The 26,684-nt window shown below is 68.6% G+C and carries 24 protein-coding genes and 1 tRNA gene; 20 read left to right on the plus strand and 5 right to left on the minus strand.

What is annotated here, in order from left to right:
* Positions 1-38 precede the first annotated feature (38 nt).
* The 7 genes from rpoD to M5E06_RS03715 all read left to right on the plus strand — a co-directional run bounded on the left by rpoD (position 39) and on the right by M5E06_RS03715 (position 7,281).
* Positions 39-2,057 carry an RNA polymerase sigma factor RpoD gene (rpoD, locus tag M5E06_RS03685; RefSeq protein WP_252137193.1) on the plus strand — a complete coding sequence of 673 codons (2,019 nt, stop codon included), beginning with the start codon at positions 39-41 and terminating at the stop codon, positions 2,055-2,057.
* A gap of 132 nt (positions 2,058-2,189) precedes the next feature.
* A tRNA-Ile gene (locus M5E06_RS03690) sits at positions 2,190-2,265 on the plus strand.
* Between the two features lie 212 nt (positions 2,266-2,477).
* The gene (locus tag M5E06_RS03695; RefSeq protein ID WP_252137194.1) at positions 2,478-3,632 is read left to right on the plus strand and encodes an efflux RND transporter periplasmic adaptor subunit; all 1,155 of its coding nucleotides are present in this window, start codon (positions 2,478-2,480) and stop codon (positions 3,630-3,632) included.
* Positions 3,629-4,762, plus strand: a complete 1,134-nt coding sequence (locus tag M5E06_RS03700) for an ABC transporter permease (RefSeq protein ID WP_252137195.1) — start codon at positions 3,629-3,631, stop codon at positions 4,760-4,762. The genes M5E06_RS03695 and M5E06_RS03700 overlap by 4 nt, the downstream gene beginning before the upstream one ends.
* Positions 4,763-4,766: 4 nt before the next feature.
* Positions 4,767-5,456, plus strand: coding sequence for an ABC transporter ATP-binding protein (locus tag M5E06_RS03705; protein WP_252137196.1), 690 nt, complete (start codon positions 4,767-4,769; stop codon positions 5,454-5,456).
* Between the two features lie 368 nt (positions 5,457-5,824).
* Positions 5,825-6,334, plus strand: coding sequence for a sigma-70 family RNA polymerase sigma factor (locus M5E06_RS03710; RefSeq protein WP_085089022.1), 510 nt, complete (start codon positions 5,825-5,827; stop codon positions 6,332-6,334).
* Positions 6,334-7,281 (plus strand): anti-sigma factor family protein, encoded by a 948-nt coding sequence (locus M5E06_RS03715; protein WP_252137197.1) that lies wholly within the window; start codon positions 6,334-6,336, stop codon positions 7,279-7,281. Before M5E06_RS03710 ends, M5E06_RS03715 begins: the two co-directional genes overlap by 1 nt.
* A 160-nt stretch (positions 7,282-7,441) precedes the next feature.
* Here M5E06_RS03715 and M5E06_RS03720 read toward each other — a convergent pair whose 3' ends face one another.
* Positions 7,442-8,086, minus strand: coding sequence for an alpha/beta hydrolase (locus M5E06_RS03720; RefSeq protein ID WP_252137198.1), 645 nt, complete (start codon positions 8,084-8,086; stop codon positions 7,442-7,444).
* A 175-nt stretch (positions 8,087-8,261) separates the two neighbouring features.
* Here M5E06_RS03720 and M5E06_RS03725 point away from each other — a divergent pair, with 175 nt between their 5' ends.
* The 7 genes from M5E06_RS03725 (at position 8,262) to M5E06_RS03755 (ending at position 16,180) form a co-directional block, all read left to right on the plus strand.
* Positions 8,262-9,068 (plus strand): SRPBCC family protein, encoded by an 807-nt coding sequence (locus tag M5E06_RS03725; RefSeq protein WP_252137199.1) that lies wholly within the window; start codon positions 8,262-8,264, stop codon positions 9,066-9,068.
* Complete coding sequence (locus M5E06_RS03730; protein WP_109151502.1) at positions 9,065-10,246, plus strand: zinc-dependent alcohol dehydrogenase; 1,182 nt, start codon at positions 9,065-9,067, stop codon at positions 10,244-10,246. The genes M5E06_RS03725 and M5E06_RS03730 overlap by 4 nt, the downstream gene beginning before the upstream one ends.
* Positions 10,247-10,266: 20 nt before the next feature.
* Positions 10,267-10,521, plus strand: a complete 255-nt coding sequence (locus M5E06_RS03735) for a hypothetical protein (protein ID WP_109074528.1) — start codon at positions 10,267-10,269, stop codon at positions 10,519-10,521.
* Between the two features lie 155 nt (positions 10,522-10,676).
* Positions 10,677-12,671, plus strand: a complete 1,995-nt coding sequence (gene treZ, locus M5E06_RS03740) for a malto-oligosyltrehalose trehalohydrolase (protein WP_252138509.1) — start codon at positions 10,677-10,679, stop codon at positions 12,669-12,671.
* 12 nt (positions 12,672-12,683) lie between these two features.
* On the plus strand, positions 12,684-14,735 hold the full coding sequence (locus tag M5E06_RS03745; RefSeq protein WP_252137200.1) for an amylo-alpha-1,6-glucosidase: 2,052 nt from the start codon (positions 12,684-12,686) through the stop codon (positions 14,733-14,735).
* Positions 14,736-15,327: 592 nt separating this feature from the next.
* Positions 15,328-15,678 carry a hypothetical protein gene (locus tag M5E06_RS03750; RefSeq protein WP_109074526.1) on the plus strand — a complete coding sequence of 117 codons (351 nt, stop codon included), beginning with the start codon at positions 15,328-15,330 and terminating at the stop codon, positions 15,676-15,678.
* Positions 15,679-15,817: 139 nt separating this feature from the next.
* Positions 15,818-16,180, plus strand: coding sequence for a hypothetical protein (locus M5E06_RS03755; protein ID WP_109151499.1), 363 nt, complete (start codon positions 15,818-15,820; stop codon positions 16,178-16,180).
* A gap of 25 nt (positions 16,181-16,205) precedes the next feature.
* Here the strand turns inward: M5E06_RS03755 and M5E06_RS03760 are convergent, their stop codons facing one another.
* Positions 16,206-17,828: a polysaccharide deacetylase family protein gene (locus M5E06_RS03760; protein WP_252137201.1), complete on the minus strand. Its 1,623-nt coding sequence runs from the start codon at positions 17,826-17,828 to the stop codon at positions 16,206-16,208.
* Between the two features lie 327 nt (positions 17,829-18,155).
* On the opposite strand from M5E06_RS03760, the gene M5E06_RS03765 reads away from it, so the two are divergent.
* On the plus strand, positions 18,156-18,524 hold the full coding sequence (locus M5E06_RS03765) for a DUF2934 domain-containing protein (RefSeq protein WP_109074523.1): 369 nt from the start codon (positions 18,156-18,158) through the stop codon (positions 18,522-18,524).
* Positions 18,525-18,528: 4 nt separating this feature from the next.
* Here M5E06_RS03765 and M5E06_RS03770 read toward each other — a convergent pair whose 3' ends face one another.
* The gene (locus tag M5E06_RS03770) at positions 18,529-19,848 is read right to left on the minus strand and encodes a L,D-transpeptidase family protein (protein WP_252137202.1); all 1,320 of its coding nucleotides are present in this window, start codon (positions 19,846-19,848) and stop codon (positions 18,529-18,531) included.
* A 380-nt stretch (positions 19,849-20,228) separates the two neighbouring features.
* Here M5E06_RS03770 and mepK point away from each other — a divergent pair, with 380 nt between their 5' ends.
* The gene (gene mepK / locus M5E06_RS03775; RefSeq protein WP_252137203.1) at positions 20,229-20,873 is read left to right on the plus strand and encodes a peptidoglycan L,D-endopeptidase MepK; all 645 of its coding nucleotides are present in this window, start codon (positions 20,229-20,231) and stop codon (positions 20,871-20,873) included.
* 149 nt (positions 20,874-21,022) lie between these two features.
* On the opposite strand, the gene M5E06_RS36025 is transcribed toward mepK, so the two are convergent.
* Both M5E06_RS36025 and M5E06_RS03785 read right to left on the minus strand, forming a co-directional pair.
* On the minus strand, positions 21,023-21,640 hold the full coding sequence (locus M5E06_RS36025; protein ID WP_502801958.1) for a helix-turn-helix domain-containing protein: 618 nt from the start codon (positions 21,638-21,640) through the stop codon (positions 21,023-21,025).
* Positions 21,641-22,290: 650 nt separating this feature from the next.
* Positions 22,291-22,974 carry a hypothetical protein gene (locus tag M5E06_RS03785; protein WP_252137204.1) on the minus strand — a complete coding sequence of 228 codons (684 nt, stop codon included), beginning with the start codon at positions 22,972-22,974 and terminating at the stop codon, positions 22,291-22,293.
* A gap of 185 nt (positions 22,975-23,159) precedes the next feature.
* On the opposite strand from M5E06_RS03785, the gene M5E06_RS03790 reads away from it, so the two are divergent.
* The 4 genes from M5E06_RS03790 to M5E06_RS03805 all read left to right on the plus strand — a co-directional run bounded on the left by M5E06_RS03790 (position 23,160) and on the right by M5E06_RS03805 (position 26,678).
* On the plus strand, positions 23,160-24,632 hold the full coding sequence (locus M5E06_RS03790) for a dynamin family protein (RefSeq protein ID WP_136705409.1): 1,473 nt from the start codon (positions 23,160-23,162) through the stop codon (positions 24,630-24,632).
* Positions 24,633-24,793: 161 nt separating this feature from the next.
* Positions 24,794-25,603 carry a substrate-binding periplasmic protein gene (locus tag M5E06_RS03795; RefSeq protein ID WP_252137205.1) on the plus strand — a complete coding sequence of 270 codons (810 nt, stop codon included), beginning with the start codon at positions 24,794-24,796 and terminating at the stop codon, positions 25,601-25,603.
* A gap of 153 nt (positions 25,604-25,756) precedes the next feature.
* Complete coding sequence (aroQ, locus tag M5E06_RS03800) at positions 25,757-26,206, plus strand: type II 3-dehydroquinate dehydratase (protein ID WP_014247329.1); 450 nt, start codon at positions 25,757-25,759, stop codon at positions 26,204-26,206.
* Between the two features lie 22 nt (positions 26,207-26,228).
* Positions 26,229-26,678: an acetyl-CoA carboxylase biotin carboxyl carrier protein gene (locus M5E06_RS03805; RefSeq protein WP_252137206.1), complete on the plus strand. Its 450-nt coding sequence runs from the start codon at positions 26,229-26,231 to the stop codon at positions 26,676-26,678.
* Positions 26,679-26,684: the final 6 nt, after the last annotated feature.

Genomic DNA, 26,684 nt, shown 5'->3' on the forward strand with positions numbered 1-26,684 from the left:
GTCTTTATTCACTGGGGTAATGCGGGGGCACCGATCGCATGGCCACGAAAGCTGCGAACAGCGTGGAAGTTTCCGAAACGCGGGAGGAATCCGCAGACGGTCCTCTGATGGACGGCATGGGTTTGGCCGTCAAGAAGATGATCGCCCGCGGCAAGGAGCGCGGGTATGTCACCTATGACGAGCTGAACGCAGCGCTGCCGCAGGATTCGTCCTCGTCCGAGCAGATCGAAGACACGATGGCGATGCTGTCCGAAATGGGCATCAACATCGTCGAATCGGAAGAGCAGGATTCGGAGAACAGCGGCGAGGGGGCAGGCGAGGGCGAAGGCCGTTCGTCGGGCAATCTCGACGACGACGACATCGGCCGCACCGACGACCCCGTGCGCATGTATCTGCGCGAGATGGGTTCGGTGGAGCTGCTGTCGCGCGAAGGCGAAATCGCCATCGCCAAGCGGATCGAGGCCGGCCGCGAGATGATGATCGGCGCGATCTGCGAATCGCCCCTGACCATCCGCGCCATCCTGGAGTGGCATGATTCCCTGATGGAAGGGAAGATGCTGCTGCGCGACATCATCGATCTGGACGCCACCTATGGCGGCGGCCCGGACGGTGAGGAGATTCCGGAAGGTCTGGCCGAGGTGGTCGAAGCCGGTGGCGCCCCTGGTGCCGCCGCTGCCCCGGCCCCAGCCTCCGAAACGCCGGCGGCCGAGGAGGACGGCGACGAGCCGCGTCCGCCGCGCGCCGAAGGCGAGGGCGAAGAGGGCGATGAAGGCGACGAGGGCGAGAACAGCCTGTCGCTGTCCGCGATGGAAGCCGCGCTGAAGCCGCAGGTCATCGAGACCTTCGAGAACATCAAGGCGACCTACGACAAGCTGCACAAGCTGCACGAGGCCCGCATGGGCGCGATGCAGCGCGGTGAGGACGTCGCCAAGCAGACGGACAAGAAGTACGACAAGCTGAAGCTCGAAATGGTCGAGCTGATGAACACCGTCCGCCTGAACAACCAGCGCATCGAACAGCTGGTCGAGCAGCTCTATGGCCTGAACCGCAAGCTGACCGGCTTCGAAGGCCGCCTGCTGCGCATGGCGACCGAGTGCCGGGTGAAGCGCGAGGACTTCCTGAACCAGTATTTCGGCCACGAGCTGGACCCGAACTGGCTGGAGCGCATCCGTGGCCTGAACCCCAAGACCTGGGGCAAGTTCGCGGAGAAGTACGACGGCGACATCCGCAAGACGCGCGAGGCGATCTCCAACGTCGCCGAGGAAGCGCGCCTGCCGATCAACGAGTTCCGCCGCATCGTCTCCACCGTCCAGAAGGGCGAGAAGGAAGCGAGCCGTGCCAAGAAGGAGATGGTCGAGGCCAACCTGCGTCTCGTCATCTCCATCGCCAAGAAGTACACGAACCGCGGCCTGCAGTTCCTGGACCTGATCCAGGAGGGCAACATCGGCCTGATGAAGGCGGTGGACAAGTTCGAGTACCGGCGCGGCTACAAGTTTTCGACCTACGCCACCTGGTGGATTCGACAGGCCATCACCCGCTCCATCGCGGACCAGGCGCGGACCATCCGCATCCCGGTCCACATGATCGAGACGATCAACAAGCTGGTCCGCACCAGCCGCCAGATGCTGCACGAGATCGGCCGCGAGCCGACCCCGGAAGAGCTGGCCGAGCGTCTGATGATGCCGCTGGAGAAGGTCCGCAAGGTCCTGAAGATCGCCAAGGAGCCGATCTCCCTCGAAACGCCGATCGGCGACGAGGAGGATTCGCATCTCGGCGATTTCATCGAGGACAAGAACGCGGTCCTGCCGCTCGATGCCGCCATCCAGGCGAACCTGCGCGAGACGACGACCCGTGTCCTGGCCTCGCTGACCCCGCGCGAGGAGCGTGTGCTGCGCATGCGCTTCGGCATCGGCATGAACACCGACCACACTCTGGAAGAGGTCGGCCAGCAGTTCAACGTGACCCGCGAGCGTATCCGCCAGATCGAGGCGAAGGCGCTGCGCAAGCTGAAGCACCCGTCGCGGTCGCGCAAGCTGCGCAGCTTCCTGGATACCTGATTGGAAGCGTTCCGGTTTGAGACGAAGCGGGGGCCGGTTGGCCCCCGTTTTCGTTTTCGGACTTCCGTGTCGGACCGATGAACGAGGGGTTGCATTTCCCCGAAGCTTTGTCGCAAAGTGCGCCCCGCGGTAGGGCCTGTAGTTCAGCGGTTAGAACGCGCCGCTCATAACGGTGTTGTCGTCGGTTCGAATCCGGCCGGGCCCACCACGCATTCCAGGCGATTCCGACAGGCCGTCGGCCCCCTCGCCCCCGTCGTGCATCGCGTCGGATAAGACACACCATCCCTCGGACATGATCGGGCAGCCTTTCGGTTGACCTGCGGCGGTTCGTCCCGGCGCGTCGGTGACTATCTCACCGACGCGGGTGCGTGGCGGGGTGTATCGTTTCCGCAATGGGGAACGGGCGAAGGGAATCCGGACATGCGTCGGCTGCGGCTCGGTCTCGCGCTGCTCCTGATTCTCGGCGCCCTGGCCGGCGGGGCCTGGGCGTTGTGGCTGCGTCCGCTGGCGGTGCCGGTTGCGGCGGCGGAGGGCGACGTTCCTTTGGAGGTCTACGGCATCGGCACAGTGGAGGCGCGGGTGCGCTCGGCGGTCGGGCTGGAGGTCGCCGGCACGCTGACGGAGCTGTTCGCCGACCACGGCGACCGCGTGCCGCAGGGCGCTGTGCTCGCCCGCCTCGACACCCGCCAGCAGGACGCCCGCGTTGCCGAGGCCAAGGCCGCCGTCGGGCAGGCGCGGGCGGCGCGCGCCAGGGCGGAGGCCACCATCCTCAAGGCGCATTCACTGCTCGACAAGCGCCGGCAGGCCGCCGGACGACGGCAGCAACTGCTGGCCAAGGGCAGCGTGTCGGTGGAGGTGGCGGAGGACAGCGCCGCCGACCTGCGCGTCGCCGAAGCGGAACTGACGGTGGCGCAGTCCGACCTTGCGGTGGCGGAAGCCGCCGTTGCCGATTCCGAGGCGCGGCTGCGTTACGAATCCGCGCGGCTCGACCGCTACACGCTGACCGCTCCGTTCGACGCGTTGGTGATCGTCCGCCACAAGGAACTGGGCGCCGCCGTCAATCCCGGCGAGCCGCTGTTCACCCTGATCGCCCCGGACAGCGTCTGGGCGCTGGTCCACATCGACGAGGCCTCGGCCGGCGGCCTCGTGGAAGGGCAGGTTGCGACGGTGCGGTTGCGTTCGCATCCCGGCGAGACCTTTCGGGCGCGCGTGACGCGCATCGAACTGGAAAGCGACCGCGTCACCGAGGAGCGGAAAGTCTATCTGAAATGCGAGGTCTGCCCGCCGCGCGTCTACCTTGCCGAACAGGTCGAGGCGACCATCGCGGTGGGCCGCCTGCCGCGCGCCGTGCTGGTGCCGCAGACGGCAATCGACCGCTTCGACGGAGGGAGCGGCACGGTGTGGACTGTCGAGGACGACCGCCTCGCCCGCCGCGCGCTGAGTTTCGGCCGGCGCACGCTGGACGGCCGGTTGGAGGTGACCGGCGGCCTACCCGATGGCGCGCGGCCGGTGGTCGCCGCCGTGCCCGGCCTGCGCGAGGGCCGGCGTGCCGATCCGCTGGGGACGCCGCCATGAACCTCGCCCTGCGCGATGTCCGCCACAACCTCGGCCGCTTTCTGCTGACCTGTCTGGGGCTGAGCCTGCTGCTGGGCGTCGTGCTGTCGATGATCGGCATCTACCGTGGGCTGGTGGACGAGGCGCTGACCCTGGTGCGCGCGCCCGGCGCCGACCTGTGGATCGTCGAATCCGGCACCCGCGGCCCGTTTGCCGAGGCCTCGCGCATTCCCGGCGACACGCGCGACGCGGTGGCGCGGTTGGCCGGGGTGGCGGCGGCGGGATCGCTCACCTTCCAGTCGGTGGAAACCGCACACCGGGGGCGGACGTTGCGCCTGTACGTGGTCGGCTACGAGCCGGGCCGGCCGGGCGAACCGAAACGCCTCGTCGCCGGGCGGCCGATCACCCGCAGCCACTACGAAATGCTCGCCGACCGCCGCGCCGGGCTGGAGATCGGCGAGCGGGTGCGGCTGGGGCGGTACTCCTACGAGGTGGTGGGGCTGACCGAGGGCATCGTCGCGTCGGGCGGCGATCCGGTGGTCCATCTGACGCTGAAGGACAGCCAGCGCCTGCAGTTCGAACTGGACCCGCCCGCCGCCCGGCGCGAATTGGCGCGCGGCGCCCGCCCGGCCGGACTCGACACCGTGAACGCGGTGGTGGCGCGGCTGCTGCCCGGCGTGCCGGCGCCCGGCGTCGCGGCCGACGCGGCGCGCTGGAAACACCTCGGGGCGCTGACGCAGGAGGACCAGGAAGGGCTGCTGCTGAGATCGGTGGTCGAAAAGGCGCGCCGGCAGATCGGTCTGTTCACGGCGATCCTGCTGGCGGTTTCGGCCGTGGTGATCGCGCTGATCCTCTACACGCTGACCATGGACAAGGTGAAGGCCATCGCCACGCTCAAGCTCATCGGCGCGCCCGACCGCACCATCGTCGCCCTGATCGTGCAGCAGGCGCTCGCCATGGGGCTCATCGGCTGGGGTGCCGGCACGCTGCTCATTCTGCTCGCCAAGGATCACTTTCCGCGCCGCCTGCTGCTGTTGCCGGAGGACGCGCTGATGCTGGGCGCGGCGGTGCTGGTCCTGTGCGTGGCGGCGAGCGGGCTTGGCGTGCGCCTGGCGCTCAAGGTCGATCCGGCCACGGCGCTGGGAGGGTAGGGCGATGGCCGCGCCGCTCGTCGAGCTTCGGGGACTCGCCAAGACCTATGGCCGCGGCGAGACCGCCGTGCATGCGCTGAAGGACACCGACCTGCGGGTCTATCCGGGGCAGGTGGTCGGGCTGCTCGGCCCCAGCGGATCGGGCAAGACGACGCTGCTGAACCTGATCGGCTGCATCGTCGAGCCGACGCGGGGCCGCCTGGATCTCGACGGCGAGACGGTCTACGACGGTCGCTGGCTGCGATCCGACCTGCGCCGGCTGCGGCTGGAGAAGATCGGCTTCATCTTCCAGTTCCACAACCTGCTGCCGTTCCTCACCGCCGAGGAGAACGTCGCGGTCGCGCTCGACCTTGCCGGCGTTCCCGGCGCCGAGGCGCGGCGCCGTGCGCGGGCCTTGCTGGACTATCTGGAGGTGGGACACCGCAGCGCGACGCTGCCGTCGCGGCTGTCGGGCGGCGAGGCGCAGCGTGTCGCCATCGCCCGCGCGCTCGCCAATCGTCCGCGCATCATCCTGGCCGACGAGCCGACGGCGGCCCTGGACTCCGGGCGCGCCGCCATGGTGATGGACCTGCTGCGCCGGCTCGCCATCGAGCAGCAGGCGGCGATCCTGGTCGTCACGCACGACGAGACGATCTTCGGCCGTTTCGACGTCACGGTGACCTTGCGCGACGGGCGGGTCGTCTCCAAAGGGTGAAAGATGCGGCAGGGGCCACGTCCGCATGATTGCCCCCATAGCCGAAGACCGAGGGCTCTCCATTTTTCCAGGGCAACTCCAGGGTGGGCATATCCCATCCGATCATCTACGCCGTCCGCCTGAAGCCTTTTCGGCACAAGCGTGGCCGTACCGCACAAATTTTGCTGCAAGCCCGACAAAGTCTGGAATAAAGGATGCGCGGCGCGCGTTCGCACCCATATGCATCGGGTCCCCATTTCGGCCGCAGGGTCGAGTGAGCCGGCCCGGCCCTGGAGTTGCGGCGCCCTCGTCGTCCCGTCCGGCCTCTCGCTGGAAGGGGGAGGCCATGGCGTGAGCCGTGGCGTTACCGGTAAGGATCGGGTGCGCGGTTGAGCAAATTCGGGGTCGATCTGGAAGTCCACATCGCGTCCTTGCGGCGCTACGCGCGTGCGTTGCTGCGCAACGGTGCGGATGCGGAAGATCTGGTGCAGGAGGCGCTGACGCGCGCGGTGGCGCGCGCCGACAGCTTCCAGGCGGGGACGAACCTGCGGGCATGGCTTTTCACCATCCTGCACAACGTCCACGTCAATCAGGTCCGTTCCAAGGCCGCCCGGCCGCAGGAGGTCGACGTCGCCGACGTCGAATCGAAGCTGGTCAGCCCGGCCCGGCAGGAAGAGCGTGTCGAGCTGCGCGAGATGATGCGCGCGGTCGACGAGTTGCCGGAGGAACAGCGCAAGGTGCTGCTTCTGGTGGCGCTGGAGGGCCTGAAATATGACGAGGTCGCCGACATGCTCGGCGTACCGATCGGGACCGTCATGTCGCGCCTCTCCAGGGCGCGCGAGGCGGTGCGGGCGAAACTGGCGAACGAGGGTGGCGTCACCCTCCGGCGGGTGAAGTGATGAACGCGCATCAAGCGACTGGACGGGTCACGGAGGACGAACTCCACGCCTATGTGGATGGCCAGCTGGACGGCAACCGCCGTCTGGCGGTGGAGCGATGGCTTGCCGAGGATCCGGAGGCGGCGCGCCGGGCGGAGGATTACCGCGCCCAGGGGCTGCTGCTGCACGAGATGTTCGACGCCGTCCTGCGCGAGCCGCCGAGCGACACGGTTCAGGAGCTGTCCGACCGGCTGAAGGGTCGCATCGCCTTCAACGACAACCGTCCGGCCTGGCATGCCCGCCCGCTGGTGCGATTCGCCGCGGCGGTGATGCTGGTGGTCGCCGGTGCGGCCGGCGGCTGGATGGGCCGTGGCGCCGACCAGCAGGCCGCGGCCCCGGTCGCCCAGCAGCGCCAGACGCTGGCCACCTTCGCCCAGGAGGCGACGCAGGCGCACCGCTTCTATACGTCCGACGAACGGTTCCAGGTGGAGCTTGGCGCCGACAATCAGGACGAGCTGAACGGCTGGCTGTCCAAGCGGATGGGCCGCGACGTGTTCGGTCCGGACCTGGGCCGCGTCGGCTACCGGCTGATCGGCGGCCGGTCGCTGCCGACCGATCTCGGTGCCGGCGCGCAGTATATGTATGCCAACGACGGCAACAAGCGGATCACCCTGTTCGTTGGGGCTCCCCAGGCCGGCAACCAGTCCAACTTCAGCTTCACCCAGAACGGCGACGTCGCCACCTTCTATTGGGTCGAGGGTCCGCTGGCCTATGCGCTGGCCGGCCGCCTGTCGAAGGAGGAACTGCTGGAGATCGCCAAGGCGGTCTATCAGGACGTGAAGGCCGGCCCGCCGCGCCGCGAACCGTCGCCGGAGCAGCAGCCCCAGCAGCAGCAACCTCAACAGCAGCAGGAACAGCCGGCCGGCGTGCAGCCGATCAGCGACACGCACAAGGCGAAGGAAAGCTGAGGGGCGCTCGGTGCCCCCTCCCTAGCCCTCCCCCGCCTTCGGCGGGAGAGGGGACTGCCGCCGCTTTGCGCTTGCGTCACGCAGACAAGCATCCTGCCCCCTCTCCCGCGGAACGCGGGGGAGGGATGGGGAGGGGGCAGTCGGTACACTTCGTCGCCCCCTACTTCCTCAGCAGATTCTCCTTCAGCCAGTCGCGCACCTCGCGGCAGACCGCCTCCGACGCCTCGTCCAGGGCGTGGCCGGTGCCGGGGACCAGGACCAGCTTCTTCGGCTCGCGCGCCTTGCGGTGGACGTGGATGGAGCAGCTGGGCGGCAGGATTTCGTCCGCCTCGCCGTGGATCAGCAGGATGGGGCAGGACAGGTCGCCCACCGGGTCGGTGCCGTAGCCCTGGGTCGCCAGCGTCACCACCGTGCAGACGGCGCCGCGGTTCGACGCCGCCGCCTGGATGACCACCGCCCCGCCGAAGGAATGGCCGACCAGCGCCACATGGTGGATGCCCTGGCGGCCGAGGAAGCTCAGCCCGCACAACAGGTCGTAAACCGCCTCCTCCAGGTCGCGTGGATCGCGGAAGCGCAGGCGCAACGAGGCGATGCCGTCCGCGGTCAGGTCGGCGCCCAGCCGGGGATAGAGCCCGCGCGCCGGCGTGTCGAAGCCGCCGCCGACCCCGCCGACCCACAGCGCCGCCAGTTCCCCGCCCGGCACCGGGTAATAGCGGGCCTCGACCGGGCCACGGTCGGTTTCCAGCGTCACCGGCTGAAAGCCTTCGGCGTCGGCGATGCCCATGGTGGCGTCCAGAAGCGGCACGGCCCTTCTCCCTTCCGATCTTGGCTGCTGAAGATGCTAACAGCGGGAACGCCCCGCGGTTGCCGTTTGCCGAGGCAAGCGAGGAAACGAAGCCGCAACCCGGCTGTTCTCTGTCCAAAGGCTTTGGCCCAAAGGCTTTGGCCGAAGAATTTGCACAGACGGGAAAGGAGCGGCGATGGCGTCGAACAGTTTGACCGGGCGGGGCCGCTGGCCGCAGCCGGACTCTTTTCTTTCAAACCTGGGGTCGGACCTGGGCTCGGGCGAGGCCGCGACCGGCGGCCGCTGGCTCGCCATGATGGGCGGCACCGCGCTGGGCGTGATCGGATTGCGGCGGTCGGGATGGGGCGGGGCGATGCTGGCGCTGGGCGGTGCCGGCCTGTTCGCCGTCGGCGCGCTGGGCTTGCGGCCCCTGGGTGAGCGGTCCCTGCGTGCCGTGCCGAACCCCGGTGCCTGGCGCAGCGTCCCGGCCTCCCGCCGCCGGTCGCTGACGCCGGAGCGCACGCAGGCGGTCGTCACCATCGCCTCGGAACCGGGGGCGGTCTTCCGCTTCTGGCGCAACTTCGCCAACCTGCCGAAGCTGATGCCGCAGCTGGAGCGGGTCGACGTGCTGTCGGCCACCGAAAGCCGCTGGCTCGCCAAAGCCGTTTCGGGTGGCGAGGGACCGAGCTGGCGTTGCGTGCTCGACCGTGTCGACGAGGACCGGCTGCTGACCTGGCACACGGTGGGCGAGACGGCTCTGCCGCACCGCGCCTCGCTGATGCTGAGCCCGGCGCCGGGCGACCGCGGGACGGAGGTGCGGCTGACGCTGGTCTACCGGGTTCCGGCCACCGAGGTGGCGGCGCTGCTGGGCGTGACGCCGGAAGGGCAGGCGGAAGAGGCGCTGCGCCGGCTGAAACAGCGGGTGGAGACCGGCGAACTGTCGACCATCGAACGGCAGCCGCGCGGAAACGGATCGGGTACTTTCCGGGAGGCGACGGAATGAAGGCGCTCTGCTGGAACGGAACCAACGACCTGCGGGTGGAGCGGGTGCCCGACCCGGTGCTGGTCAATCCGCATGACGTGATCGTCAAGGTGGCGCTGTCGTCGGTCTGCGGGTCGGACCTGCATCTGATCGACGGCTATGTGCCGACCATGCGGCCCGGCGACATCATCGGCCACGAATTCCTCGGCGAGATCGTGGAGAAGGGGCCGGAGGTCCGCTATCTCAACCGCGGCGACCGGGTCATCACCGTGTCGATCATCGGCTGCGGCCATTGCGGGCATTGCCAGCACGGCGAAAGCTCGCTGTGCGACAACTCCAACCCGAATCCGGACTATGCCCGCACCGCCTACGGCCATTGCGGCGCCGGCATCTTCGGCTACAGCCATGCCTTCGGCGGCTATGCCGGCAGCCATGCGGAATATATCCGTGTGCCCTATGCCGACTTCAACGCCTTCCGCGTGCCGGAGGGAGTCAGCGACGAGAAGGCGGTCTTCGTGTCGGACGCGGTGCCGACCGGCTACATGGCCGCCGACATGGCTGGCATCAAGCCGGGCGACGTGGTGGCGGTGTGGGGCTGCGGCGGCGTCGGCCAGATGGCGATCCGCAGCGCCTATCTGTTGGGGGCGGAGCGGGTGATCGGCATCGACCGCTTTCCCGACCGGCTGCGCGCCGCCCAGATGAAGGTGGGGGCCGAGACACTGGACTATAGCCGCGTCGACATCTTCGACGCGCTGCAGGCGATGACCGGCGGGCGCGGTCCCGACGTCTGCATCGACGCCGTCGGCATGGAGGCCGACAGCGCGTCGAACGCGGTGGAGGACCTGTACGACCGAGCCAAGCAGGCGGTGGGGCTGCAGACCGACCGGCCGGCGGTGCTGCGCCAGATGATCGAGAGCTGCCGCAAGGGCGGCACCCTGTCGATCGTCGGCGTCTATGGCGGGCTGATCGACAAGTTCCCGATGGGGGCGGCGATGAACAAGGGTCTGACCTTCCGCATGGGCCAGCAGAACGGCCAGCGCTATGCCGACCGGCTGTTCGAGCACATCCGCAATGGTGACCTCGATCCGTCCTATCTGATGACGCACCGGCTGCCGCTGGACGACGGTCCGCAGGCCTACCGCATGTTCAAGGAGAAGGCCGACGACTGCCTGCGCGTCGTCTTCGCCCCGCAAGGCTAGAGTGAGAAGGGAGAGCCGCCATGGAACTGGTCTATGCCTATCCCGCCGAACGCGGCCGGGGTGTGGAGGCCGAGATCGTCGGCAGCCTGCGCGACCGCTTCGGCGATGTCGTGCAGCTTGGCCGGGAGGAGCGCGACGCCGAGCGCGGCGACCGCTCGGACGTGCTGGTGACGCTGGAGGTCACCGACGACAAGGTCGAAGCGGCGCTGACCGCGCTGCGCGCCCACCCGCTGGTGATCGACGCGGCGGCGCGGAGCTTTGGGGAGCGGGTGTGAGGGGACGGGGTGGGGGCATCCGAAGCCGATACCCACCCCGAAACCCTTAGCCCCTGAAACAATTTTCAGCCCACCCGTGACCACGCCGCCCCACCCCTGTTGACCATCCCCGCAAGGCAAATCCGCATCACTCATCGGGGGCAACTGCCGTGAAGATGTCCGCCGCCGTACCGCCTGTCGAACAGGCGCAGGCCACCGTCAAACGCCGCTGGCCCATCGGTGTGGAGTTGCTGCCCGGCGGCGCCCATGCGCGGGTCTGGGCGCCGAAGGCCGGACGGGTGGAGCTTATGGCCGAACCGGACGGACGGGCGACGGCGCTGGAGGGCGAGGGCAACGGCTATTTCTCCGGCGTCGTGCCGGGGCTGGAGGCAGGCGGGCTCTACCGCTTCCGGCTGGACGGCGGCGACATGCTTTATCCCGACCCGATGTCGCGCTTCCAGCCCGAGGGGCCGCATGGGGCCTCGCAACTGGTCGATCCGCACCGCTTCGCCTGGACCGATCAGGACTGGCAGGGCCGCGCCATCCGGGGCCAGGTGATCTACGAGATGCACATCGGCACATTCACGCAGGAAGGGACCTGGGACGCAGCGCTGCGGGAGCTGCCGGCGCTGGCCGACCTCGGCGTGACGGTGCTGGAGGTCATGCCGGTGTCGGAGTTTCCCGGCTGCTTCGGTTGGGGCTATGACGGGGTGAACCTGTTCGCGCCGACGCGGCTTTATGGCGATGCCGACGCCATGCGGCGTTTCGTCGACGGTGCGCACCGGCTGGGGCTCGCCGTCATACTGGACGTCGTCTACAACCACTTTGGCCCGGACGGCAATTACCTGAAATGCTTTTCCGACGATTATTTCACCGACCGCCACAAGAACGAGTGGGGCGAGCCGATCAACTTCGACGGCGCCAACTCCGCGCCGGTGCGGGAGTTCTTCCTGTGCAACGCCGCCTTCTGGATCGAGGAATACCATCTGGACGGGCTGCGGCTGGACGCCACCCAGTCGATTCATGACGCCAGCGAAGACCGTGGCGAGCCGCACATCCTGACCGAGATCTCCCGCGCCGTGCGCAAGGCGGCCGGCGGGCGCGCCACCATCCTGGTGGGGGAGAACGAGCCGCAGCACGCCAGCATGGTGAAGCCGGCCGACGAGGGCGGCTGCGGGCTGTGCGCCATCTGGAACGACGACCTGCACCATTCGGCGATGGTGGCGCTGACCGGCAGGAACGAGGCCTATTACACCGACTATCGCGGCACGCCGCAGGAGTTGGTGTCGGCGATGAAGCACGGCTTCCTCTATCAGGGGCAGTGGTATCGCTGGCAGGGCAAGCGGCGGGGCATGCCCGCCTTCGCCATGCCGCGGCCAGCCTTCGTCAATTTCCTGCAGAACCACGACCAGATCGCCAACTCCGCCCGCGGTTTGAGGCTGCATGCGCTGACCACGCCGGGGCTGTTGCGGGCGATGACGGCGCTGATCCTGCTTGGTCCCGGCACGCCGATGCTGTTCCAGGGGCAGGAGTTCGCGGCCGGCGCCCCCTTCCTCTATTTCGCCGACCACAAGCCGGACCTGGCCAAGCTGGTCGAGGCGGGCAGGGCGGAGTTCCTGGCGCAGTTCCCCAGCATCGCCGAGCCGGCGATGCGGACCGGGCTGCCCAAGCCGCAGGCGGAGGACAGCTTCACCCGCTGCAAGCTCGACCACCGCGAGCGGGAGGTCAACGCCGCGGTCTGGACGATGCACCGCGACCTGCTGCGCCTGCGCCGGGAGGACCCGGTGTTCGCCGCCCAGCGCGTTGGCGGGCTGGACGGCGCGGTGCTGGGCGAGGAGGCGTTCGTCCTGCGCTTCTTCGGGGAGGAAGAGGGCGACGACCGTCTGGTCCTGGTCAATCTGGGCCGCGACCTGACGCTCCGCGCGCTGGCGGAGCCGCTGCTGGCCCCGCCACTCGACGGGGCATGGACGGTGCTGTGGTCCAGCGAGGAGCCGACCTATGGCGGCTGCGGCACGGCGGCGGTGGAACAGCCGGACGGCGCATGGCGGCTGCCCGGCCATGCGGCGCTGGTTCTGACCCCCGCACGCGATTTTCCGACGAAAAGCGACGATAGCGGAGGCAACACAACCCCGGTCATCGTGGTTTCCCAAGGGTCGGAAACCGATAGCTGAGCGTAGGTCCCCATGGCTGATTTCGTCCGCACCCTGTCGCGCGAGGTTCTGAACACCGGTCCGAAAGGTGCCGAAACCCGTGAATGGCTGGTCGCCAACGGTCTTGGCGGCTATGCCTCCGGGTCGGTGTCGGGAGCGGTGACGCGGCGCTACCACGGGCTGCTGATCGCGGCATTGCCGGCCCCGCTCGGCCGCGTGCTGATGCTGAGCCAGTTGAGCGACGTGGTCATCGACGCCGACGGCCGCAGCTATCGCCTGAGCTGCCGCGATACCGGTGGCGATCCGGCGGGCGGCGAAGCGGGGGAGGAGGGGCAGACCGCCGCCCTGCAGGAATTCCGCATGGAGGAAGGGCTGCCGGTCTGGCGCTTCCGCGCCGGCGGGGCGGTGATCGAGAAGCAGGTCGTCCTGCCCCACGGCCAGAACATCGTCCATGTCACCTACCGGGTGATGGAGGCGAAGGCGCCGGTGCAGCTGCGCCTGCGGCCGGTGATGGCCTTCCGCACGTTGGAATCGGCGGTCGACCGGCCGCTGGCCGGCGCCTATCGCATCACCGCGGCCGGGCAGCGCTACGAGGTTTCCGCCGGCCCCGACCTGCCGGTGCTGCGCATGGCGATCGAGGGCGGCGATTTCCCGATGACGCTCGACGGCGGCATCCGGCGCGACGTCTATTACCGGGTGGAGGACGAACGCGGCTATCAGGCGCGCGGCTCGCTGTGGACGCCCGGCTATTTCAGCGGCGAGGTCGGGGCGGGCCAGAGCATCACCTTCGCCGCCGCGACCGAGGACTGGTGGCGGCTGGAGGCTCTGCCGCCGGCGGACGTGCTGGTGTTCGAGACGGAGCGCCGCCGCCGCATCATCCAGAACGCCCATCCCGCGTTGCGCGAAGGGGCGATGGCGGAGCTGGTGCTGTCCGCCGACAGCTTCCTGTTCGTGCCGGCCGGCCGTGTCGCCGACCAGATGCGGGCGCGGGCCGAAGGCGACGAGGTGCGGACGGTGATCGCCGGCTACCACTGGTTCACCGACTGGGGCCGCGACACCATGATCGCGCTGGAAGGGCTGACGCTGGCCACCGGGCGCCATCTGGAGGCGGGCTGGATCCTGCACACCTTCGGCCATTACATCCGCGACGGCCTGATCCCCAACATGTTCCCCGACGGCAAGGACCGCGGGCTGTACCACACCGCCGACGCGACGCTGTGGTTCTTCCACGCGCTGCACCGCTATCTGGGCGCCACCGGCGACCGCGACACGCTGCGCCTGCTGCTGCCCAAGCTGCGCGAGGTGATCGACTTCCACCGCCGCGGCACCCGGTTCGGCATCGGCGTCGACCCGAAGGACGGGCTGCTGCGCCAGGGGCAGGAGGGCTACCAGCTGACCTGGATGGACGCCAAGGTCGACGACTGGGTGGTGACGCCGCGGCGGGGCAAGGCGGTGGAGATCAACGCGCTGTGGCACAACGCCCTGCGGCTGATGGCCGGCTGGCTGCGCGAGGAGGACGGCGAGGCCGCCGCCCGTCCGCTGAGCGAGTTGGCCGATCAGGCCCACGCCTCCTTCAACGCGCGCTTCTGGTGCCCGTCGGCCGGCCACCTGTTCGACGTGGTGGATGGCGAGCATGGCGACGACATCGCCTGCCGGCCGAACCAGATCTTCGCCGTCTCGCTGGATCATCCGGTCCTGGAGCGCGAGCGGTGGGAGCCGGTGGTGGAGACGGTGCGCAGCCGCCTGCTGACCCCGGTGGGCTTGAGGTCGCTGGCGCCGGGCTGCCGCGACTACAAGGCGAAGTATTTCGGCGACCTGCGGGCGCGCGACGCCGCCTATCACCAGGGCACCGTCTGGGGCTGGCTGATCGGCCCCTACGTCGATGCGTGGCTGAAGCTGCACCCGGAGGACAAGGCGGGGGCGCGACGCCTGCTGGAGGGCTTCCTGCCGCATCTGGACGAGGCCGGCATCGGCACCATCAGCGAGATCTTCGACGCCGAGGCGCCTTTCACCCCGCGCGGCTGCATCTCCCAGGCCTGGAGCGTGGCGGAGGTTCTGCGCTGCTGGGCGAAGACGGAGAGCTAAAGGGTTCAGGCGGTTGCGGAGACCCCGCCTTTCCGAAGGTCATAGGGCGGCCGATCAGGGCCGCCCCACCCGCAACGATGGTGGAATGCCCTTGGGAGCAGTTGTCAACAGGGCACAACAGGGTGTGAAATCGCAGGGTCGGGCGGAATGTGACAGATTTCGGTTGACACGCGGCCAGGGCTCCAAGAGCCAAAAAACAGGGTTTTCTTTTATAAATCAGGCGCTTGCGTTATTTGCCTGATTTTTGGGCAAACACCGTAGCCCCCTTGAATCGCCTAGCGCGAATCGGGACTGCCCACGGCTTGCCCACACAGTTATCCACAGCCTCTGTGGAGACCGTCGGCTTTGCCGGCGGCCATGCCTCCCGTCGTGCCTGCTGGCCGGACCTATACTTTCGATGCCCATGCTTTGGGCCGGGGCAGGGGTGGGGCTCTGCACAAGGGGGTAATCGTATTGGATTTTAGCCAGGCCGGAGAAAGCATCCTATAGTTCCCGCATCGGTTCTCTCGGTACCCCGACTGGCGGTAATCCGGGCGGACCTTCGAAATGCGGCCGTACGGAGTGCGGAGAGACAGCCAGAGCGGAGGTGCCAATGCGGAGCGTTGTGCGGGGCGTCGCCGGCATGCCGTACCCGGCGGGCCGGTCGGGATGGGCGGCGGAGGATGCCGCTGCGGCCGGCACTGCCGGGCGCTCGCGGCGTGGCACCCTTGGCCTGCTGCCGGCCGTCGTCGGTCCGCTGCTGGCGGTGTCGGTGCTGGGGGCGCTGATCCTGCATCTTCTGGCCGGTCTGGTTGCCCGGCTTCCCGCCTCCGATGCGCTGGGGGCCTTGTCGGTCATGGTCGGGATGGCGGTGGTCCTGGTGACCCTGCTGCCCTTCGCGCTGCTGTCCGTCAGGCGGGCGCAGCGGGCCTGGGCCGCCATGCAGGAGTCCGTCCGCCGCTGATGCGCTTCCCCGGGTTTCCCTGGGATTTCTCCCGATCAGGTTTCCGTTGCTCCAAGAAGCATGTCCGCGTTTAATCGCGGGTGAGGGCGGCATTCGCCCTTCCTCCCGGTGATCCGGGGCGGTTTTCCGGGGGCGCGGGATGGGGCTTTTCGATTTTCTGAAGGTCGCGGTGAAGGACAAGAAGGCGGCCAAGCCCGCCGGCCGCATGCCGGTCAGCGTCATCCAGTGCGACGGTAAGAGCTTTCCCATCGTGTCGCTGACGCCGAAGGGCTTCGTTGCCCGCGGCTTCGACGGGTCGCTGATCGTCGGTCAGAACGCCAAGGTGTCGGTGCGGGTCGATGATCCAGCCGGAAAATTCACCTTCAACGCGACCGTCGCGGTGGTGGAGATCAAGGGCGACACCATCGGCGCCACCTGGACGATCCTGCCGACGGAAGTCGATGCGGTGATCCGCCAATACGCCCAGAACCGCAAGAAGCAGGACGGCAAGCCCGCCCGGTAAGGGCCCTCGGTAAGAGCGCAGGCCCTTACTGGCGGTCCGTGGGGGTTCCGGCCACCGGCGAGGGCATGCCGGCGTTGACGATCTTCGGCAGTGCCAGGACGCGCGCCCGTTCCAGCCATTCCGACAGGGTGACGAATTCGCAGCCCTTGGCCTTCAGTTCTGCGATCACGCGGGGCAGGGCCTGCGCCGTGCTGGGATAGGTGGAGTGCATCAGGAAGACGTTGCCCGGCATGCCGGCGATCTTGATCTGGCTGACGATCTTGTCGGCGTTGCGCACCTGCCAGTCGCGCGTGTCCACCGACCACAGGACGGAGCCCATATGCTCCTCTCGCGCGATGGTCAGCAGATCGTCCGAATAGCGGCCGTAGGGCGGGCGGAACAGCACCGGGTTGGCGCCGAACTCGCGCAGGATGCGGTTGGTCTCCGCGATTTCGTAGCGGGCGCCGGCGGCGTCCATCTTGCGCAGGTCGGAATGGGTCAGGCTGTGGTTGCCGATCTCATGTCCACCGGCGACGAAGTCGCGGATCAGATCCCCCTGCCGTTCGGCGATGCGGCCGACCGGGAAATAGGTGGCGCGCACGCCTTCGCGGTTCAGGATGTCCAGAACCTGGCGGGTGACCGTGCGGTGCGGCCCGTCGTCGAAGGTCAGGGCGCAGAGGTTCCAGTTCTCCCGCTTCAGCGTCGCCGGCATCACGTCGTAGCGCGAATCCGGCATCACCGAGCGCAGCCGGCCCTTGCGGCGGCTGTGCTGCTCGATGTCCGCCATGGTGCGGGCATCTTCCTCATTGTAGATGACCAGGCCCTCGGCCGGCGGCAAGGCTGCGGCGACCGACGGCGGCGGCAGCGGAGCGGCATTGGCCGAGCCGATCGGCGCCAGGACGGAGGTGGTCGTCGTCGTCACCGTCTCGCGCTCGACGGCCTGCTGCGGCGGCTTGTTGTCGGGCAGCGGCGGGGCGACGGCCACGGTCACGGCCGGCGGCTTGGTCGCGGGCGACGGAACGAAGGCCGGCTCCGCTGGTGATGCCGCCTGAACGGGGGCGACTTCGGGAGCGGGCGCAGTCTTTTCGGGAGCGGCCTTTTCGGGAGCGGTCTTCGCCAGCGTGACGGGCGCCGGCGTCGCGGTCGGGGCCGGGCGGTCGACGACGAGGCAGCCGAAGCCGGCGCCGACGATCCGCCGGCACAGCGCCCGCGCGTCGGTGCCCTTGGCGACCTGGGCGTAAAGCGCCACGCCGCCGGCCTCGCTCTTGCCGTCCAGCAGCATGACCGAGGCGGTCATCCCAGCCGTCAGATCACGCTCGCGCCGCTGCAGGTTCTTCCAGCTCCACCAGGCGTCGCCGTCACCGGAATAGATGCCCAGCTGCAGGACCGGGCCATCGGGTATGGCTGGGGCTGCGGCTGCGGCCGGAGCCGGGGTCGGCGCCTTCTGCTCGACCTTGGCGGCGGGCTGGCGTTTGGCGGGCGATTCGGCGGCGTGGGAGGGCAGGGCGGGCAACGCGATCGCGCAGGCCAGCAGGGCGACCTTGAGCAGCCCGCCGGAGCCCTGGCCGCACGCCGGCAGGACCAGCGCGAGGCCCCGGCCCCGGCGGCTGTCGGCCACCCGGAGGCTGGAACTGTGGGATGCGGCGTTCGGCCAGGAAATGCGCAACATATCGGTCCCGTCGCTTGGCCCAGCCACTATCTGCGGACCGCCGGTTGATGGCGGTGCAATATCATCCCGAAGGGGTTAATTCAAACGACAAGCGGCGAAAATGTGGCGGCTTCGCCGCTTTTCACAGGGGCGTTGCCGTTCGGAAACGGTGCCGCCACCGGGCATGCCCAAGGGGTGGGCAAAGGCGGGTGGAGAGGCATGCCGGAACCGGCGGGGGAGCGGCGGGGTTCATTAGGGGACAGGCGGAGCGGCCGGGCGCCGGAACAGGCGCCGTGGGCCGCGTCCGCAACCCCTCTGGAAGGCCCACCCGTGAAGGAGACGACCCGTATGGCCGAGGATTTGGAAAGCCGCATCCGTCGGCGCGCGCATGAGATTTGGGAGCGCGAAGGCCGGCCGGAAGGCCGCGACGCCGCCCATTGGGAACTGGCCAGCGAGGAGATCGCGATCCAGGACAACTACCGCGACACGCTGAAGCCCAACCCGGCCGGCGGTCCGGAAGCGACCGCGATGCGCACCGAGCCGGTGGAGCCGGTGCTGAGCATCGCCAATCAGGGCGAACAGCCCGGCCTCGCCGACCAGGGCGACGAGATGGGCATTCCGATGCGCGGCGACCGTGATGCGTGGCCGACGCCGGAAGAAGCGGCCTCCACCGCCGTGCCGCCCAACCGCAGCAAGAAGACGCGCCGCCGGGGATAGCCCCTCAGACGCGGGACTTTTCCGCCGTGCCGCCGGCCGTCCCCTCTGCCGTGCCGCTCCTGCCCTCGGGCATGGAGGCGCGGCCGGTGTCGGCCGGCGTCACCGCCGGGGCGGTTGCCGGCGCGACGGCCGGGAGCGAGCCGGGCGCCGGTTCGGCCGCCGGGGCGGATACGCCGACCGGCACGTCGTCCAGGCGGTCGTAGATGTCCGGATGCAGGCGGACGGCGCCGTCGGCCTCGACCGTGGCGATCCAATAGACGAATTGAACTGGCATCGGCGTGGGCAGCTTGACCCACTGCGGCTGCGGCTTGGTCAGCATGCGGTCGATCCGCGCCGGGGTCACGCTGGTTCCCTGCAGCAGCAGCTCCGCCAGCCGGCGCGGGTCCTCCAGCCGGACGCAGCCGGAGCTGATGGAGCGCAGCTCGCGCGCGAACAGCCGCGGCTCGTTGGTGCCGTGCAGATAGATGTCGTAGGGGTTCGTCAGGTTGAAGCGGAACCGGCCGAGCGCGTTGTGGTCGCCCGGCTGCTGCACGATGCGGACCCGGCCGGGCGTGACGTCGTGCCAGTCGACCGTTTCCGGCGCCACCTCCTGCCCGTCGAGATAGACGATGGCGTTCTGGATGCCGGGCACGCCCTTGGCCCGCAGCATCGGCAGCTTGTCTTCCTTCAGGACGGTGGGCGGCACGGTCCAGGTCGGGTTGACGATGACGTGGGTGATGCGGTCGGTCAGCAGCGGCGTCTCGCGCGACGGCCGGCCGACGATGGCGCGCATCGTCAGCTCCTCCTCCCCGCCGCGCACCAGCGTGGTGGTCTGGTCGGTCAGGTTCACCACCAGGACATTGTCCGGGGCGGTGTCGCGGAAGCTGCGCATCGCGACGGCGCTCTGCCGCATCAGCGCCGCGGCCTCCGCCGGCGTGCGGTCGAGGGCGGCGCGGGTGCCGGCGCCGATCAGGCCGTCGGGCTTCATCCGCTGGGCGAGCTGGAAGGCCTTGACCGCGCGGTCGATGTCGGCGGTGAAGACGTCCGACACCTTGTCCGCCGGCAGCAGGCCGAGTTCGACCAGACGCTGCGACAGCCGGCCGACGCGCTCGCCGCTGCTGCCCAGCTTCATCAGGCCGCCTTCGCCGATCCGGGTGGACGGCTGCACCGGGTTGCGGTCCAGCTCCACGGCGGCGGCGTCCAGCCGGTCGGCCCATTGCGTCAGCGTGTCGCGGTAGGGCAGGGCGTCCGCGGGGCCGACGCCGAGCAGCGCCAGCGCCGATGCGGCAGCGAGCGCCAGCATGGCCAGCTTGCGGGGCTTGCGGAGGTCGGCGGAAACGGTCATGTCGGATACCCTCTGTCACAGTGGGCCGGCTGTGCGTACGAATGAACGCGCCGCGGCCCTTTCGAACAATTTATGCAACGCAATAATGGAAGGCGAGGCGTGCGGCGCGAAATTCCGTCGATCATTCTCCCGGTGTGATCTTCCTGCCGCCGTCCTATGACGTGCCTATGCAAGAAGGTCACAGTGCAAAATTTTTTGGTTGCCTCGACCGATGACCTTCCTTATACGGATACCCGTCCGGAGACGATTCACACCAGACGGGACGCTTCGGACCAGCGTTGGTCATAAGGTTATACCAGCCGCGGGCGCCACGCGACCCGCCAAACGCCGAACGGCCACAGCGTAGAACGGCCAAAAACGTAAAACGACGAGGTTCGGGGATGCATTTGGGGGATGACGAGCGTGCCGCTCCGGCCATCGGTCGGCGCGGGTTCCTGGGTTTTGCCGCCGCGGCGGTAACGTCGGCCCTTCCGGCCGCTTCGGGATTGATGACGGGGGTCGCCACCAGCGTGGCGACAGGTGTGGCGACGGCGCCGGTCCTTCTGGGATCGGGCAGCGCGGAGGCCGCTCCCCTTGCCGGCAGCGTCCGGCGCATCAGCCTGCACAACATCAACACGCACGAGCGGTTCGACGGCGTCTATTGGGCCGACGGCCATTACAAGCCGGATGCGCTGCGCAAGCTGGACGTGCTTCTGCGCGACCATCGGGCCAAGCAGGTCTGCCGTTACGATCCGCGCCTGTTCGACCTGCTCGCCCGCGTTCACCAGAGCGTCGGGTCGGACGATCCGTTCGAAGTGATCTGCGGTTACCGCTCCCGCCGCACCAATGCGATGGCGCGGCGCCGGTCGCGCGGGGTGGCGAAGGAAAGCTATCACACCCGCGGCATGGCCATCGACATCCGCCTGCCCGATACCCAACTGCGCGCCATCTCGGAGTTGGCGAAGTCGATGCAGTCGGGCGGCGTCGGCTATTACCCGCGCAGCGGCTTCGTCCATCTCGACGTCGGCCCGGTTCGCAGCTGGTAGGCATCGGAGCGTCGGCTGTCTCAGCCGACACCCCGGGTGCGCCATTCCACAAGAAACCATTCCAAGCAAAAAGGCTCTGCATCGACCGATGCGGAGCCTTTTTGCTATGCGGATGATGTGCCGGCGGCCTGTCGGTCGCCCTGTCGCCTTCAGCTTCGCGGCGACGGCTTGGTCGCACGCAGGATGTCGGTCGGGTCCCAAACCGCGCCATGACGGCGGCGCGCCTTGCCCTCACTGGAGTTGTCGGTGGATTTCACCGCCTTGACCCGTGGCGCATCGCTGCGGACGGTGCGGCCGGCCTTGCGGGCGCTTTCCCTCTCCGGGACCGCGGCGACGATTTCGCTGCCCGCCAGGCTGCTGCCGCCACCGGAAGACTGCATCGGGTCCTGGGACGTCGAGGAGTCGGGATCGCCATCCTCGCCCTCGTCGGGGCCTTCCGGCGGCTCCTTGATTTCCGGTGACAGGGCGGAGAGCAACGACAGCATCTCGTCCGACACATGGGAGGGGGCGGCGCGCCACAGGCGCAGAAGCCGCGCCTCGCGCCGGCTGATCTGGGTGTCGTCGTCGTCCGACTCCTGGAAGCCGCCGCGGGAGCGGCGCAGGCCGTCGGCATCGTTGTAGGTGTCGAAGAAGAAGCTCACCGGAACATCCAGCACCTGTCCAAGACGGTACAGGGTTCCGGCCGATATGCGGTTGGAGCCGCGTTCGTATTTCTGAACCTGCTGAAAGGTCAGGCCGATCGCCTCGCCAAGTTTTTCCTGGCTCATTCCCAGAAGGGTCCGGCGCATCCGCACGCGCTGCCCGACATGGGCATCCACGGACCAGGATTCCGGCGATCCGCGTCGTCCTCTTTTGCGCACCGTCGGTTCACTCATGTCCATTGGTCTCCGATGCCCAGTCTTCCGCAGCCTCTCTTTGCGAGAATGAAAAGATTGTTCACACATTCCTTGGGGATGTTCAAGAGAAAACTTTCGAATATTGGTGCACAGTCGTCATATTCCGATAGGCATCGATGGTGCCGCAGCATTCGCGAGAGTTGTCGTGTTACAGCTTTGTATTATTTCGCAGGCGATGAGGATCAATTGCCAGAAGGGCTTGTCCGATCCCTGCATTCAACCCTTTTGCGGAAATGCCGGAATCTTCCGGTTCGCCCAATGGTTGGGTCGATAGCTTTTTGTTTACAGGAATTCGACGATCGTGACCGGATAGGGGTTTTACCGCCACAAATGGTGATCAGAAAGCTTCTGGTTGTGGTAAATATTCGGACGATTGCAGAACAACTTTCTGTTCAACGGGCCGATACACTGCGTCACGCACCGGCGACCGGCCGCCACGGGCCGGCATCGTTGGCCGGGGCGTCGTTAATACATAATTAACTATATTTGCGCAGGGCCGATCGGTGCCCGACAGAGTGGATTCAGGGCCGCGAGGGCCGTGGTGCGTGACAATCCGTATCGGCCTTGCCGCCAATCCCCGTCCGGGCAGCAGCGGACCTGGAAGCGGGCGGCACCGCCCAGGGGCCACCGGCGGCGGCAAACCCCTCGACATGGTCGCGCAGCTTCTGAACCTGCGACGGAGTGACGCTGCGGCCGAAGCGGGACTTCAGCAGGGCGGCCAGCGCGCCGCGTGTCGGGCGGACACCGTCGGCCGACAGGGTGCGGTAGGCGACGAAGGCCTCGGCATAGAAGCGGATGCGGTCGGGCCGCGCGCGCAACTGCGCCGCCTGGGCTGAGGCGCTGCGGTTCAGGTGTTCGGCCAGCCGCTCCGCCGCCTGCGCCTGGGTCATGTCGGGCAGGGCGGCGGCCGGCTGCTCCGGCGGTTCGGGACGGCCGATGGAGTCGCGCCGCCGCCGTCGCCGCTGGCGCTCGCGGTCGCCGGCGCGCAGCCGCTCGGCATAGGCCGGGTCGGCGGCGCGGCGTTCGGTGCGGCTGCGGTTGGAGCGGGCGGCGCGCTCCGCCTCGCGCGCCTGCAGCATCGGGTCGCGCAGCAGGAAAGCCAGTTCCTCCGCGGTCAGCCGATGCTCCGGCTCCGACCCGGCGGGCACGGAGGTGGAGGGGCTGTCGCGGTCGCCGTCGGTGTCGTCCATCGCGAGGGAACGCAACGGCCGCCCGCCATGTTCCCGCGCCCGGTCGGACGACCCCGCCAGGGTCTCCGCACGGATGATGAGGGAGATTTCATGTCCGGTGCCGGTCCCGCCCGTGCTAGAGAAAGGCCGTCCTTATTCGGGCCGCCGTCCTCTCTCCGGCCCGTCTTCCCGGCCCGTGCAACAGTGGAATTCGCCCGCCCATGACCCCCCGGCAAGCCCTTCAGCAGCGCCTTGCGGCCTTGGATGCCCATCTGCGCGCGGAAAACCCCAACCTGCTGCCGGTCCTTCCGACCTTCCGCGCCTTCGACCGCATCCTGGCCGGGCTTGGGCTGATCGACCGCCATGAATCGCTGACCACCCGCATTCCGTGGTGGCCGATGGTCGCGGTGCTCGGCACCTTCTCGGCCGGGAAGTCGACCTTCCTCAACGGCTATCTGGGCGAGGTTCTGCAGAACACCGGCAATCAGGCGGTCGACGACAAGTTCACCGTGATCTGCCACGGGCCGGAAACCCGCAAGGAGGCGCTGCCTGGCACCGCGCTGAACGCCGACCCGCGCTTTCCCTTCTATCGCATCGCCGACGAGATCGAGAAGGTGGCGGCCGGCGAGGGCAAGCGGATCGACAACTACCTTCAACTGAAGACGCTGGCCGGCCCGCGGACCAAGGGCAAGATCTTCATCGATTCGCCGGGCTTCGACGCCGACGACCAGCGCCGCTCGGTCCTGCGGCTGGTGGACCATATCGTCGAGCTGTCGGACCTCGTGCTGGTATTCTTCGACGCCCGCCATCCGGAACCGGGCGCGATGCAGGACACGTTGCGCCATCTGGTCGCCAAGACGGTCAACCGTGCCGACGCCCGCAAGGTCTGCTACATCCTCAATCAGGTCGACACCACGGCCAAGGAGGACAATCTGGAGGCGGTATTCGGCGCCTGGCAGCGCGCCATCGCCCAGGCCGGGCTGGTGTCGGGCCGCTTCTACGCCATCTACGACCAGCGCTCCGCCGTCGACATCGAGGATGACGGCCGCCGTGCCCGCTACGAGGCGCGCCGAGACCACGACCTCGCCGAGATCCACACCCGCATCAACGAGGTGGAGGTCGCCCGCGCCTACCGCATCATCGGTTCGATCGACAGCCTGACCAAGGAGCTGGAGGGCGAGGTGCTGCCCAAGCTGCGCGAGGCGATGGCGACGTGGCGCCGCCGCGTGCTGACCGGCGACGCGGTCTGGGGCGTCCTGCTGCTGGCGCTTCTGGGGACGGTGGTCCAGACGGTGGGGGGCGGCTTCGGCGCTTTCCTCGGTTGGCTGTTCGAAAATGCCGACGGCGGGCTGCCGCTGCACCTGATCGGCACCGCCGTGCTGCTGGGCGGGCTGTTCCTGGCCGGGCACTTCAAGATCCGCCAGTTCTTCGCCCGCCGCATCGCCGCGTCCCTGAGCGACCGCTTCGGCGACGTCGACCTGGACCTGCGGGCGGCCTTCCTGAAGAACACGCGCTTCTTCCGCTCGATCTTCGCCAAGCAGCCGGCCGGCTGGGGCGGGCGGGCGCGCCGGGCGATCTTTGCCATCCGCGAGGCGACGGCGGTGCATGTCCAGCGCGTCAACGACCTCTACACCGATCCGGCCGGCCGCCGCGCCCGGGAAGCCGCGCCCGGCCCGGCCGCCGCGGCGGAATGACCGCGGCCCGCATAGGACCTCGGCCACCCTTTACAGTGCAACGGATGGGCCGTTAGATCTGCGCTCGCCCGCCGGACGGCGGCGCGGGACTCACCGGTGGACGACCAGTGGACTTGCGGGATTCGGCAGGCGGGGTGAGACGAGCGGCGCTTGGCGCCGTCATGGCCGGGCTGTTTCTGTGCGCCGCACCGGCTCGACCATCGGCGCTGGAGACGCAATCCGGCCCGGTGCCGGCGCCCTACACCGGCCTGGATCTGGTGACCGGCAATGACTACGCCCCCTACACCGGCGAGGATCTGCCGGGCGGCGGTCTGGTGACGGAGCTGGTCCGCCAAGCCTTCGCGGTCGGCGGGCGCCGCTACGATGTGCGCTTCATGCCGTGGAAGCGGGGCTATGACGGCGTGGTCCTGGGCCGTTTCCTCGCCACCTTCCCCTATGTCCGCACGCCCGAACGGGAGCGCGAGGTGCTGTTCTCCGACCCGGTCATCGAGGTGCGGCAGTTCGTCTATCTGTCGAAGCGGTCGGCGATGGAGTTCCATGACGGCGGCGCCGGCGGCAAGCCCGGCGGCGACTCTGGCGGCGTGACGGACTTCCACGGGCGGACGGTCTGCCAGCCGGTCGGCTACGCCCTGCCGGCCGAGCTGGAAGAGCTGGTGCAGCTGGGGCGGCTGACCCGGCACACGCCGTCGGACCTCGGCGCCTGCATGCGCATGGTGGCGACCGGCCGGGCCGACGCCCTGGTGATCGACGAATACAGCGCCGCCGCGGCGATCACCCGTGCCGGTCTGGCCGAAGAAATCCGGGTATCGGAGCGGCCCTTCGCCGTGGTGACCCTGCATCTGGTGGTGGGGCGGGCCACGCCGGGGGCCGAAGCGATGGTCGCCGCCTTCAACGACGGGCTGAAGACGCTGAAACAGCAGGGGGTTTACCTTCGGCTGCTGGCCGCCCACACGGTTCAGCCTCTTCCCTGATTTCCCTCGGTTTTGCGCGGTCTTTGGGGTGGCCGGGGCGATTTTCCGGTTCGATGCCGCGCTTTTCCGCGCCATAGGCCCCCGTCGCCATGGACAGGACGGTGCTTCGTGCTATAAACGCGCGGTTTCGATCATGGAAAAGGGGCGCGGGCCGTGGCCATCGACGCGTCGATTCTGGTCCTCAACGGACCAAACCTCAACATGCTGGGCGTGCGGGAGCCGCAAATCTACGGGTCGATGACCCTGGACGACCTGGAGGCCGCCTGCCACGAGCGTGCCGATCAGCTGGGTCTGACCGTGGATTTCCGGCAGTCCAACCACGAAGGCGAACTGGTCTCGTGGATCCAGCAGGCGCGCACGGAGAATGACGGCATCGTCATCAACGCCGGCGCCTACACCCACACCTCGGTCGCGATCATGGACAGCCTGATCCTGTCGGAGCTGCCGGTGATCGAGGTCCATCTGTCGAACATCTTCAAGCGCGAGCCGGTCCGCCATCACTCCTACATCTCGCCGGTGGCGAGGGGGATGATCTGCGGGTTCGGGCCGCACGGGTATCTTCTGGCGCTGGACGCCATCGCGAACATCATCGACCGCGATTAAGGAAACGGGAACGACTGACATCATGGCGAGCTTCGACATCGACGGCGATCTGGTCCGCAAGCTGGCGGACCTCCTGCGTGAGACGGGCTTGAGCGAGATCGAGTTCGCCGAGGGCGAAAAGCGCATCCGCGTCACCCGCCCGACCGCCGCCCAGACGGTCGCCGTCCAGGCAGCCCAGGTCCTGGCGGCCGCCCCGGTCGCCGCCGCGGCGGCTCCGGCGGGCAAGCCGGTGAACCATCCGGGCGCGGTCACCTCGCCGATGGTCGGCACCGCCTATCTGGCGGCCGAGCCGGGCGGCACGCCCTTCGTTCGTCCGGGCGACGTGGTCAAGGCCGGCCAGACCATCATGATCATCGAGGCGATGAAGGTCATGAACCCGATCAAGGCCCCGCGCGGCGGCACTGTCGCCGAGGTGCTGGTGTCCGACGCCCAGCCGGTCGAGTTCGGCGAAGTTCTCCTCATCATCGAGTAAGCGGGG

Source organism: Azospirillum sp. A1-3 (genome assembly GCF_023806445.1).
Taxonomy (GTDB): domain Bacteria; phylum Pseudomonadota; class Alphaproteobacteria; order Azospirillales; family Azospirillaceae; genus Azospirillum.

Coding starts and splice junctions, on each gene's coding strand:
- M5E06_RS36025 (WP_502801958.1), bottom strand. CDS start 21,640: ATGAGCCAGGAAAAACTTGGCGAGGCGATCGGCCTGACCTTTCAGCAG.
- M5E06_RS03805 (WP_252137206.1), top strand. CDS start 26,229: ATGGCGAGCTTCGACATCGACGGCGATCTGGTCCGCAAGCTGGCGGAC.
- M5E06_RS03760 (WP_252137201.1), bottom strand. CDS start 17,828: ATGTTGCGCATTTCCTGGCCGAACGCCGCATCCCACAGTTCCAGCCTC.
- M5E06_RS03735 (WP_109074528.1), top strand. CDS start 10,267: ATGGAACTGGTCTATGCCTATCCCGCCGAACGCGGCCGGGGTGTGGAG.
- M5E06_RS03725 (WP_252137199.1), top strand. CDS start 8,262: ATGGCGTCGAACAGTTTGACCGGGCGGGGCCGCTGGCCGCAGCCGGAC.
- M5E06_RS03770 (WP_252137202.1), bottom strand. CDS start 19,848: ATGACCGTTTCCGCCGACCTCCGCAAGCCCCGCAAGCTGGCCATGCTG.
- treZ (WP_252138509.1), top strand. CDS start 10,677: ATGTCCGCCGCCGTACCGCCTGTCGAACAGGCGCAGGCCACCGTCAAA.
- M5E06_RS03755 (WP_109151499.1), top strand. CDS start 15,818: ATGGGGCTTTTCGATTTTCTGAAGGTCGCGGTGAAGGACAAGAAGGCG.
- M5E06_RS03705 (WP_252137196.1), top strand. CDS start 4,767: ATGGCCGCGCCGCTCGTCGAGCTTCGGGGACTCGCCAAGACCTATGGC.
- M5E06_RS03795 (WP_252137205.1), top strand. CDS start 24,794: ATGGCCGGGCTGTTTCTGTGCGCCGCACCGGCTCGACCATCGGCGCTG.
- M5E06_RS03730 (WP_109151502.1), top strand. CDS start 9,065: ATGAAGGCGCTCTGCTGGAACGGAACCAACGACCTGCGGGTGGAGCGG.
- M5E06_RS03715 (WP_252137197.1), top strand. CDS start 6,334: ATGAACGCGCATCAAGCGACTGGACGGGTCACGGAGGACGAACTCCAC.
- M5E06_RS03765 (WP_109074523.1), top strand. CDS start 18,156: ATGGCCGAGGATTTGGAAAGCCGCATCCGTCGGCGCGCGCATGAGATT.
- rpoD (WP_252137193.1), top strand. CDS start 39: ATGGCCACGAAAGCTGCGAACAGCGTGGAAGTTTCCGAAACGCGGGAG.
- M5E06_RS03700 (WP_252137195.1), top strand. CDS start 3,629: ATGAACCTCGCCCTGCGCGATGTCCGCCACAACCTCGGCCGCTTTCTG.
- mepK (WP_252137203.1), top strand. CDS start 20,229: ATGCATTTGGGGGATGACGAGCGTGCCGCTCCGGCCATCGGTCGGCGC.
- M5E06_RS03695 (WP_252137194.1), top strand. CDS start 2,478: ATGCGTCGGCTGCGGCTCGGTCTCGCGCTGCTCCTGATTCTCGGCGCC.
- M5E06_RS03745 (WP_252137200.1), top strand. CDS start 12,684: ATGGCTGATTTCGTCCGCACCCTGTCGCGCGAGGTTCTGAACACCGGT.
- M5E06_RS03790 (WP_136705409.1), top strand. CDS start 23,160: ATGACCCCCCGGCAAGCCCTTCAGCAGCGCCTTGCGGCCTTGGATGCC.
- M5E06_RS03750 (WP_109074526.1), top strand. CDS start 15,328: ATGCGGAGCGTTGTGCGGGGCGTCGCCGGCATGCCGTACCCGGCGGGC.